This is a genomic window from Mesorhizobium sp. M7A.F.Ca.MR.148.00.0.0 (genome assembly GCF_003997735.1).
Taxonomy (GTDB): Bacteria; Pseudomonadota; Alphaproteobacteria; order Rhizobiales; family Rhizobiaceae; genus Mesorhizobium.
Genome location: NZ_RZTB01000153.1, coordinates 1,254 through 10,573 on the forward strand (window position 1 = coordinate 1,254; position 9,320 = coordinate 10,573).

The 9,320-nt window shown below is 65.0% G+C and carries 10 protein-coding genes; 5 read left to right on the forward strand and 5 right to left on the reverse strand.

Annotated elements, in window-relative coordinates:
* Positions 1-91 precede the first annotated feature (91 nt).
* Positions 92-1,489 carry a dihydrolipoyl dehydrogenase gene (gene lpdA, locus EOB49_RS30595; protein WP_127383174.1) on the forward strand — a complete coding sequence of 466 codons (1,398 nt, stop codon included), beginning with the start codon at positions 92-94 and terminating at the stop codon, positions 1,487-1,489.
* A gap of 154 nt (positions 1,490-1,643) precedes the next feature.
* On the opposite strand, the gene EOB49_RS30600 is transcribed toward lpdA, so the two are convergent.
* Positions 1,644-2,747 carry a saccharopine dehydrogenase family protein gene (locus EOB49_RS30600; protein WP_127383175.1) on the reverse strand — a complete coding sequence of 368 codons (1,104 nt, stop codon included), beginning with the start codon at positions 2,745-2,747 and terminating at the stop codon, positions 1,644-1,646.
* Between the two features lie 115 nt (positions 2,748-2,862).
* Between EOB49_RS30600 and EOB49_RS30605 the strand changes: the two genes are divergently transcribed.
* Positions 2,863-3,291, forward strand: a complete 429-nt coding sequence (locus tag EOB49_RS30605) for an Lrp/AsnC family transcriptional regulator (protein WP_127329250.1) — start codon at positions 2,863-2,865, stop codon at positions 3,289-3,291.
* A 164-nt stretch (positions 3,292-3,455) separates the two neighbouring features.
* On the opposite strand, the gene EOB49_RS30610 is transcribed toward EOB49_RS30605, so the two are convergent.
* From EOB49_RS30610 to EOB49_RS30620, 3 genes are all read right to left on the reverse strand, one after another.
* Positions 3,456-4,826 (reverse strand): HAMP domain-containing sensor histidine kinase, encoded by a 1,371-nt coding sequence (locus tag EOB49_RS30610; RefSeq protein WP_127383176.1) that lies wholly within the window; start codon positions 4,824-4,826, stop codon positions 3,456-3,458.
* The gene (locus EOB49_RS30615) at positions 4,823-5,500 is read right to left on the reverse strand and encodes a winged helix-turn-helix domain-containing protein (protein WP_127383177.1); all 678 of its coding nucleotides are present in this window, start codon (positions 5,498-5,500) and stop codon (positions 4,823-4,825) included. The genes EOB49_RS30610 and EOB49_RS30615 overlap by 4 nt, the downstream gene beginning before the upstream one ends.
* A 171-nt stretch (positions 5,501-5,671) precedes the next feature.
* Entirely contained in the window at positions 5,672-6,469 is a 798-nt protein-coding gene (locus tag EOB49_RS30620) for a hypothetical protein (RefSeq protein WP_127383178.1), read from the reverse strand.
* On the opposite strand from EOB49_RS30620, the gene EOB49_RS30625 reads away from it, so the two are divergent.
* Positions 6,468-6,725, forward strand: coding sequence for a hypothetical protein (locus tag EOB49_RS30625; RefSeq protein WP_127383179.1), 258 nt, complete (start codon positions 6,468-6,470; stop codon positions 6,723-6,725). The genes EOB49_RS30620 and EOB49_RS30625 overlap by 2 nt on opposite strands.
* Positions 6,726-6,734: 9 nt before the next feature.
* Here the strand turns inward: EOB49_RS30625 and EOB49_RS30630 are convergent, their stop codons facing one another.
* Entirely contained in the window at positions 6,735-7,220 is a 486-nt protein-coding gene (locus EOB49_RS30630) for a hypothetical protein (RefSeq protein WP_127383180.1), read from the reverse strand.
* Positions 7,221-7,440: 220 nt separating this feature from the next.
* Here EOB49_RS30630 and EOB49_RS30635 point away from each other — a divergent pair, with 220 nt between their 5' ends.
* On the forward strand, positions 7,441-7,806 hold the full coding sequence (locus EOB49_RS30635) for a RidA family protein (protein ID WP_013528752.1): 366 nt from the start codon (positions 7,441-7,443) through the stop codon (positions 7,804-7,806).
* 28 nt (positions 7,807-7,834) lie between these two features.
* Positions 7,835-9,067: an amidohydrolase/deacetylase family metallohydrolase gene (locus tag EOB49_RS30640; protein WP_127383181.1), complete on the forward strand. Its 1,233-nt coding sequence runs from the start codon at positions 7,835-7,837 to the stop codon at positions 9,065-9,067.
* The last annotated feature ends 253 nt before the right edge of the window (positions 9,068-9,320 follow it).

The window sequence follows — 9,320 nt, forward strand, 5'->3', positions numbered from 1 at the left end:
CCCTCGAGGGGGGAGATTACGCGCTTCGAGGGCGGCGCGAAGGACCCAACATTATCTGCCTTCCAGCACCATTGTGAACCAGGATGCCAACATGAAAGAAATCTCCTGCAAGCTGCTGGTCATCGGCGCCGGTCCCGGTGGTTACGTCTGCGCCATCCGTGCCGGGCAGCTCGGCGTCGACACGGTGATCGTCGAGTCGGGCAAACCAGGCGGCACCTGTCTCAATGTCGGCTGTATCCCGTCCAAGGCGCTGATCCATGCGGCGGAAGAGTTCGAGAGGGTCTCACACATGGCGAGCGGCAAGAGCCCGCTTGGCATTTCGCTCACCGCACCGACGCTCGACCTGGCTAAGACGATCGCCTGGAAGGACGGCATCGTAAGCCGGCTCAACAGCGGCGTCGCCGGCCTGCTCAAGAAGGCAGGAGTCAAGACCGTGCATGGCTGGGCGAGCTTTCGCGACGGCAAGACTGTGGAGGTCGAAACCGAGACAGGAAGCCAAGTCATCCGCGCCGAGGCGATCGTCATCACCACCGGCTCGGCGCCGGTCGAACTGCCGTTCCTGCCCTTTGGCGGCCCGGTGATTTCGTCAACCGAGGCACTGGCACTCGGCGCGGTTCCACAAAAACTCGCTGTCGTCGGTGGCGGCTATATCGGGCTGGAACTCGGCATGGCCTTCGCCAAAATGGGCGCCAAAGTGACCGTGGTCGAGGCCTTGCCGCGCGTGCTGGCGCAGTATGACGCCGAACTCACGCGGCCGGTGGTCAAGCGGCTCAACGCACTCGGCGTCGAGGTGATGCTGGGTGCCAAGGCCAAGGGGCTGTCGACCAAAGGCGATGCGCTGCTGGTTGAGACGGCGGACGGCAAGAGCGCCAAGGTCGCCGCCGAAAAAATCCTGGTGACGGTCGGCCGCAAGCCGGTAACCGAAGGCTGGGGGCTCGAGCAGATCGACCTTGATATGGCTGGAAAATTCATCCGCATCGACGACCAGTGCCGCACCTCGATGCGCGGCATCTTTGCCATCGGTGACGTCACCGGTGAGCCGATGCTGGCGCACCGGGCGATGGCCCAGGGCGAGATGGTCGCCGAGATCGCCGCCGGTCACAAGCGCAACTGGGACAAGCGCTCGATACCCGCCGTCTGCTTCACCGATCCGGAACTTGTGACGGCAGGCCTGTCGCCGGAAGAGGCCAAGGCGCTCGGCGGCGAGATCAAGATCGGCATGTTCCCGTTCGCTGCCAACGGCCGGGCGATGACCAAGCTCGGCGAGGACGGTTTCGTCCGTGTCGTGGCGCGCGCGGACAACCATCTGGTGCTCGGTATCCAGGCGGTCGGGCAAGGTGTGTCGGAACTGGCGGCGGCCTTTGGCCTGGCGCTGGAGATGGGCGCGCGGCTGGAGGACATCGCCGGGACGATCCACGCGCATCCGACGCAAGGCGAGGGATTCCAGGAAGCGGCGCTGAAGGCACTGGGGCACGCGCTGCATGTTTGATTCGTGATAGTGCAAAGGCGGTGATGCTGGCGGGACACTCGCCCCCCTGGCGAAATCTAAGATGACAGCCGATCTCCCCCCTAGAGGGGGAGATGCCCGGCAGGGCAGAGGGGGGGCACTGTCCCGCCAGCCTCTCACAAGAGAGAGACGCTGATCACCCCGCCAGCCGGCTCACCATCTCGTGCTGCGCATAGGCGCGCCCGAAACGGTTGGCCAGAAACGCGTCAAGCGCGATGTCTTCCTGCTTGATGAAACCCGTCGCCGGCAGGCTGCCGTCGGCCAGCATGTCGAGCACGGCGCAGATGCCGGACGCCGTGGTGATCTGGATGGCGCTTCGCACCTGGTCGCCGATGCGCCTGGAGTAGATCTTGTTGGCGTAGGTCTCCTGCAGCAGGCGGCCGTTCTTGCGGCCGGAGACGGTGACGAAGACGATGACCACGTCCTGCAGCGTCGCCGGCAGGGCGCTCTCGAAAATGTCCTTCAGCACGTCGCGGCGGTGGCGCAGGCCGAGATCGTTGAGCAGCGCCTTCATGATCGCGGCGTGGCCGGGATAGCGGATGGTGCGGTAGTTCAGCGTGCGCACTCTGCCCTTCAGCGTCTCGGCCAGCGTGCCAAGGCCGCCGGAGGTGTTGAAGGCCTCGTAGGTGACGCCGTCGAGCGAGAACTCCTCGCGCTCTTCCAGTGGCGGCACCTCGACCAGCTCGCCTTCGACGATCGCCTCGCAGGGCTCGCAATATTCGTTGATGACGCCGTCGGTGCTCCAGGTCAGATTGTAGTTCAGCGCGTTGGAGGGATATTGCGGCAGTGCGCCGACGCGCATGCGCACGCTCTCCAGCGAATCAAACCGGCTGGCGAGATCGTTGGCGACGATCGAGATGAAGCCCGGCGCCAGGCCGCATTGCGGAATGAAGGCGTTTCTGGCCGAAACCGCCAGTTCCTTGACGCGGCGGGTCGAGACGACATCCTCGGTCAGGTCGAGATAGTGCACGCCGGCACAGGCCGCCGCTTCGGCGATGCGGGTGGTCAGATGGAAGGGAGCAGCGCTGAGCACCGCGAATTTGCCGGCGAGTGCGGCTTCAAGCGTACCGGATGCTTCGATGTCGAGCTCAAGCGTCGCAACCGTGGTCGGCACTTCGGCAGCAGCGAGCTGTGCCGCCGAGCGGTCGACGAGCGTGACCTGATAATCCCCCGTGGCGGCGAGCATCTCGGCAATGGTCGAGCCGATCTTTCCGGCGCCGACAACGACAATTTTCTTCATGACCGATCCCTCACTGATTGTGAGCCCAGATTCGCAGCTTGCCCGTCGAATGGAAGCGTGGTTTTGTTCGAAACGAAACCGTTGATTGGACAGTCTGCCGAGAAGAATCGTCGAAATGCTCAGTGACGCCGAACAGGCCCTGCTTTCCCTGCTGCGCGAGAATGCCCGCGCCTCGACCGCCGAGCTGGCGCGGCGGCTTGGCGTGTCTCGAACGACCGTGCAGAGCCGCATCGAACGGCTGGAGCAGCGCGGCATCATATCAGGCTATGGCGTGCGGCTGGCGCCGGACTACGAGCAGGGGCTGGTGCGGGCGCATGTACTGCTCACCGTGACGCCCAAGCTCGCCGACAAGGTGGTGCGCGGCCTGCGCGCCCTGACGACGGTCCGGACGCTGCATTCGGTCAGCGGCAATTTCGACATGATCGTCATCGTCGACGCACCGTCGATCCGCGACCTCGACATGCTGCTCGACCAGATCGGCGCCATGGACGGGGTCGAGCGGACCCTGTCGTCGATCATCCTGTCGACGCGGATTGATCGGTGAAGCTGCTGGTCTCCCCCCTCGAGGGGGAGATGGCCGGCAGGCCAGAGGGGGTCGGTCCGACCGGATGCGACCTCCTTGCGACAGATGGAGGCTGGCGCTTCACGCGAGGCGACCCCCTCTGTCGCCTTCGGCGACATCTCCCCCTCAAGGGGGGAGATCGGCCTCTAACCCGTCGCCAGCGGAAAACTCACCGCCACCGCAAGCCCGGGCTGCCCATCGCCCAGCGTGATCGATGCGCCATGCAGATCGGCAATCGCTCGCACAAGGCTGAGACCCAGCCCGCTGCCCGGCGTCGACCGGCTATGGTCCAGCCGATAAAGCCGCTGAAACACTTTTTCATGTTCGTCGGCGGGAATGCCGGGACCGTTGTCGGCGACGCCGGCAACGACGCGTTCGTCCTGGCGCGCCGCCGACAGCTTTATCGTCGTGCCCGATGGACAATGGCGCAGCGCGTTCTCGACCAGATTGGCGAACATCTGCGTCAACAGCTCGCGATCGCCATGGATCCGGTCCGTCGTTTCCTGTGGTTGCGCCAACGACAGCGACTTTCCGTCGTCCTCGGCAACATCGGCATAGATCTCGGCGATGGTTTGCAGCACCTCGCCCAGATCGACATCGGTGAACCGCGCCCGGCGGGCGCCGGCTTCGATCTGCGCGATGCGCAGCAGGGCATCGAAGGTCTCGTTGATCTGCAGGCTCTCGGCATGCGCGTCGGCCAGTTCGCGGGCGACCTTTTGACCTGACAGGTTCTTTTCGGACGCGGTGTCGAGGATCATCTGCAGCCGGTTGAGCGGCGTCTTCAGGTCGTGGGCGATGTTGGCGCTGACCTGTTTCATGCCTTCGACCAGTGCCGACAGGCGGTCGAGCGCGGCATTGACCTGGCTGGAGACGATGTCGATGTCGTCGCCCTTGCCGGTCAGCGGAATGCGGGTGTCCAGCCGTCCGTGCGAGACATCCACCATGGTGGCGGCGATGCCGTCGAGACGGCGCTGGACCCGCGAGGCCAGCAGGGCGCCGCCGGCGACCGCCAGCCCGGTGATGATCAGGGTTCCCCAGCCAAAGCTCATCAGCAAGATCCTCTCCAGCTCCTCCGTCTCGGAAAGGCTGAAGGCGACGGTCAGGGTGTTGCCGCCGACGGGGCCGGAATAGGCGCGGTACTCGGCGCCGGGCGGCACGCCGGGCATTTCGGTGTCGAACATCGAGAAGCCGTCGGGAAGCCCTGCCGCGGTGAAGTTGCCGGCCAGGCGATTGCCCGTCGCGTCGGTCAGCGAAAACAGCTGCTCCTTCCTAGGGCTGCGCAGGGAGTGGCTGCCGACGGTCTCGACCAGCTCCTTGAGATCGTTCTCGGCATAGGTCGCGGCGACGACCGCGTAAGTCTCCTTGATGGTGTCGTCGAGCCGCTCGGCAAGATCGGCGCTCATCATCTGGTAGACAATGGCGCCAGATAGGACGAAGGCCAGCACGAACAGGAAGGCGAAGGTCAGGGCCAGCCGGAACGGCGTGCTGCGCAGCAGGCGGGACCATGTTCCGGTCATGACGGCGCGTGCAGGCTGTAGCCGGTGTTGCGGACGGTGTGGATGAGCTGGGTTTCGAAGGGCTTGTCTACCTTGGCCCGCAGCCGGCTGATATGGGTCTCGACGACGCTGGTCCTGGGATCGAAATGAAAATCCCAGACGCGCTCCAGAAGCATGGTGCGGGTGATGACGCGGCCTTCGCCGCGCATCAGCACTTCCAGCAGGCTGAATTCCCTGGGCTGCAGGTCGATCGGCTGGCCCCGCCTCGTGACCCGCCGCATGATCAGGTCCATTTCGAGGTCGGCGACCCGCAGGACGGTTTTCTGCTCCTGCGCCGCCGGCCGCCGGCCAAGCGCGTTGATGCGGGCGAGAAGTTCGGAAAAGGCGAAGGGCTTGACCAGATAGTCGTCGCCGCCGGCCTCCAGCCCCTCGACGCGATCGTCGATGCCGCCGACGGAGGTGAGAAAGATCGCCGGCGTCCGTACGCCCGCGGCGCGCACCGCCTTGATCATCGACAGGCCGTCGAGGCCGGGGATCATCCGGTCGGCGACGATCACGTCGTAATTGCCCCGGGTCGCCGCGAACAGCGCGTCATGTCCGTTGCGAAGCAGGTCGCAGACATGGCCGGCCTCGGTCAGTCCCCTGACGATATAGTCGGCCGTCCTGTGGTCGTCCTCGACGAGAAGCAGTCGCATGAAAGGTCCGGTCCTTTGCCGAGGTGGAGAGGCTATCACCGGCACGGGCTTGTTCCTAGGATGTCACGAAGGCGCAGGCATTCGGAGCGGCTTCTCCCAACTTCGTCATCGTCGGGTCCGCGCTGCGTCGCTACGCTCCTTGCTCCGCGCGCGGATGACGAGGCCAAGGCTTCAGTCCAGGTCCAGCAACAGTTCGTCCGCCTCGTCGGTTGCCTCCTTCAGGGTCATGTGCAGGACGAGGGCAATGATACAGCCAAGGAAGAGCAGGCTGGTGAAGATGGTGCCGAGACCCAGGCCGCCGTGCCTGGCCGACCGCGACAGCAGGTCGCCGAACGAAGCGCCAAGCGGCCGCGTCAGGATATAGGCGAGCCAGAAGGCCAGGATGCCGTCGAGATGCAGCAGCCAGTAGGCGAGCGCTATCAGCGCGATGGCACCGCCGAACAGCAGCCCCGTCGTGAGGTAGCCCATGTCGAAGCTTTCGGCGACGAGGTCGCCGGCGGCGGTGCCGAGCGCGAAGGTCAAGAGGATCGCCAGCCAGTAGAAGATCTCGCGCCTGGTGGTGAAGATGGTGTGGATCGACAGCGTCCTTTCGCTGGCGTACCAGACCGCGAATGTCGCGGCGAGCGCGACCGAGAAGGCGATGGTTGCCGTCTGCAGGCGCACGCCGAAACTGTCGACGAGGCTGTCCGTCACCAGCGTGCCGACGATGCTGATCAGCACCACCGCCGGCCAATAAGCCCACGGCACATAGCATTTCCGCGTAAACTGCAGGACAAGGGCCGCGATCAGGATGCCGGTCATGATCAGCGAGGTGGCGGTCAGCCCGAGCCCGATTGTGTCGGCAAGATAATCCGCCGCGGTCTCGCCCGTGGTGACCGCCATCAGCTTGACCAGCCAGAAGTCGAGGGTGACGTCGGGAACCCTGTTATGGCTCGGTGCGGCGGGTTGTTGCCTGTTGGGCGCGAGCATGGCTGAAGTCCAGAGGTCGACGGTTGCGGCGGGGCGGTTGCGATCCGCCCCGCGCATCGTGAACAAACGAGTTCACACCGGCCTGTCCGGCGGCATACAAATTCGTAAGAATGGGCGCAAAAGGCATTGCCAATGTCTGGCGATGCGTTTGATGGAATGCGGCGCCTTGCATCCGCCATCGCTGTTCAACGGCTCGCTGATGGCGGCCGCGGTGCCGGGCCGCACGTTCGGCCCGACCCATCCTGCGCTCTGGTGATCGGTGGTTCTAGCTGCCGAGCTGATGCGGCATGTAGCCGACGAAGCCTGATATCTTCCAGCTGCCGCCGACCTTGCTGCAGAAATACAGCGTCTGCCATTTCAAGCGGTCGACGCTGCCGTCCGCCTTGGCAACCGAGCCGTCGAATTTCTTGTGCAGCACGGCGCGGTCGCCGTCGACATCGATGTCGCGCATGTTGGTGACGCGAAACAGCGCCTCGCGCAGCGGCTCGGCGAATTTGGTCGCCGCCGTCTCCCTGGCCTGGCGCAGCCATTCGTCGCGGTAGATGTCCAGCCTTGGAAACTGCAGCCGCCAGGCATCGGCATTGCTGAGGAAATGCGCGTGCATGCCGAAGAAGCTCTCGGCGACGAAATCATCCTCGACCATGGCCCAGTCCTGGCCGATGAAAGCGTCGATGTCGCGCCGCACCAGCATTTCCCAGAGCGCGTGGCGATCGGCATCGCCTGATGGAAACGGGTTCTTGTCGTAAGTCATCGCTGGGTGTCTCCGCTCTGGCAAATGCGTCTGTACGTTGCGGCTTCCAAGCCGCCCGTCAGCGCGTACGATGCAAGCGCTCTTGTAATAAAGCAACACGGATTTCGAAGAATGTTGCTTTCCAACAAAGCCCTATGAGGATCGCCCCGATCGGCGTAAATGTCGATCGAAGCGGGCGCTGCCATGGCACCCCGTCCTGTCATCAGAGGAGGCTTGTCCCTTGCCGAAACAGTGTTTTGGAACATCGCATGTGCCGTTGTCGCCCGCCGTGCGGGCCGGCGATCTCGTCTATGTCTCGGGCCAGGTTCCCGTCGGCAGCGACGGCATCGTGGTCAAGGGCGGCATATCGGAACAGACCGAGCAGGTGCTCGCCAATATCAAGGCCGCGCTGGCGCTGGCCGGCTGCACCATGGACGATGTGGTGAAGACCACGGTCTGGCTGGAAGATGCGCGCGATTTCGGCGCCTTCAACGCGGTCTATGCCCGGCATTTCCCCAAAAACCCGCCGGCCCGCACCACGGTCGAATCGCGGCTGATGATCGATATCAAGATCGAGGTCGAGGCGGTCGCTTACCGGCCTCTGTAGGCAAAGCAACGAAGCGGAGGTGACCGCAATGCAATTCGACCTCCTGCTGAAGGGCGGACGGCTGATCGATCCGGCCGCTGGCCTCGACGCGCCGCGCGATGTCGCCATCGCCAATGGCCGCGTTGCCGCAGTCGATGCCGATATACCGGCGGACAGCGCAGCGCAGATCGTCGATGCCGGCGGCTGCATCGTCACGCCGGGCCTGGTCGACCTGCACAGCCACGTCTATTGGGGCGGCACGTCGCTTGGCGTCGATGCCGACCGGCTGGCCGCCAAGAGCGGCACCACCACCTTCATCGATGCGGGCAGTGCGGGCGCCGGCAATTTCCTCGGCTTCCGCCGCCATGTCATGGAGCGCTCGAAGGTCCGCATCCTGGCCTATGTCAACATTTCCTTTGCCGGCATTTTCGGCTTCTCGCAGACGGTGTCGGTCGGCGAGTGCAGCGACCTCAGGCTCTGCGAACCGCGCGAGGTGGTCGCAGCCGCGCGCGAGCACCGCGATGTCGTGGTCGGCGTAAAAGTCCGCTCCGGCAAGCATGCCGGCGGCACCAGCGGCATCGCGCCGGTGGATCTGGCGCTGGAGGCCGCCGACCAGGCCGGCCTGCCGCTGATGGCGCATATAGACGAGCCGCCGCCCGGCCGCTCGGAAGTGCTGCCGCGCCTGCGCAAGGGCGACATTCTCACCCACTGCTTCCGGCCGTTTCCCAATGCGCCGGTATTTGCTTCCGGCGCGGTGCGGCCGGACATGCGGCTGGCACGCGAGCGCGGCGTCATCTTCGACATCGGCCACGGCATGGGCTCGTTCGATTTCGCCGTTGCCCGTGCCATGCTCGAGGAAGGGCTGGCGCCCGACGTGATCTCGAGCGACGTGCATCTCTACTGCGTCGACGGGCCGGCCTTCGACATACTGGTCTGCATGTCGAAGCTGCTGGCGCTCGGCATGCCGCTGATCGAGGTCCTGCGCGCCGCCACGCAAGCGCCGGCGCGGGCGATCGCCAGGCCTAACCTGGGCACGCTGGCGGTCGGCACCGTCGGCGATGTTGCCGTGCTCCGGCAGCGCCCGGGCCGCTTCACCTTCGTCGATGCGGTCGGCGCGTCATTGGTCGCCGACCAGAGGCTGGTGTCGGAAGGCATCGTTATTGGCGGCACCTGGTGGCCGAACGAGGCGGGTGATCACAACGAGACCGAGCGTTTCGTGGCGCAGGCGTCGCATACGCATGTCGAGGTGGCGGCGAGGCACTTCGGGCACCGGCACGATTAGCTGATCTCCCCCCTTGAGGGAATGGCCGGCAGGCCAGAGGGGGTCGGTTCGACTGGATGCGACCTCCTTGCGGCAGATGGAGGCTGGCGCTCTACGCGCGGCGACCCCCTCTGTCGCCTTCGGCGACATCTCCCCCTCGAGGGGGGAGATTACGCTTCGCGCTTTCCCCAATCACCTTATCTGCCGGCAAACCCGACCCAACCTTCTCTCTAATTGCGCATCCTCGCCCAACATCGACAAGAAATTTCGCCGA

Excerpts from the sequence above, each read along its gene's own strand:
- lpdA (WP_127383174.1), top strand. The coding sequence starts at position 92 with ATGAAAGAAATCTCCTGCAAGCTGCTGGTCATCGGCGCCGGTCCCGGT.
- EOB49_RS30600 (WP_127383175.1), bottom strand. The coding sequence starts at position 2,747 with ATGAAGAAAATTGTCGTTGTCGGCGCCGGAAAGATCGGCTCGACCATT.
- EOB49_RS30605 (WP_127329250.1), top strand. The coding sequence starts at position 2,863 with ATGCTCAGTGACGCCGAACAGGCCCTGCTTTCCCTGCTGCGCGAGAAT.
- EOB49_RS30610 (WP_127383176.1), bottom strand. The coding sequence starts at position 4,826 with ATGACCGGAACATGGTCCCGCCTGCTGCGCAGCACGCCGTTCCGGCTG.
- EOB49_RS30615 (WP_127383177.1), bottom strand. The coding sequence starts at position 5,500 with ATGCGACTGCTTCTCGTCGAGGACGACCACAGGACGGCCGACTATATC.
- EOB49_RS30625 (WP_127383179.1), top strand. The coding sequence starts at position 6,468 with ATGGCTGAAGTCCAGAGGTCGACGGTTGCGGCGGGGCGGTTGCGATCC.
- EOB49_RS30620 (WP_127383178.1), bottom strand. The coding sequence starts at position 6,469 with ATGCTCGCGCCCAACAGGCAACAACCCGCCGCACCGAGCCATAACAGG.
- EOB49_RS30630 (WP_127383180.1), bottom strand. The coding sequence starts at position 7,220 with ATGACTTACGACAAGAACCCGTTTCCATCAGGCGATGCCGATCGCCAC.
- EOB49_RS30640 (WP_127383181.1), top strand. The coding sequence starts at position 7,835 with ATGCAATTCGACCTCCTGCTGAAGGGCGGACGGCTGATCGATCCGGCC.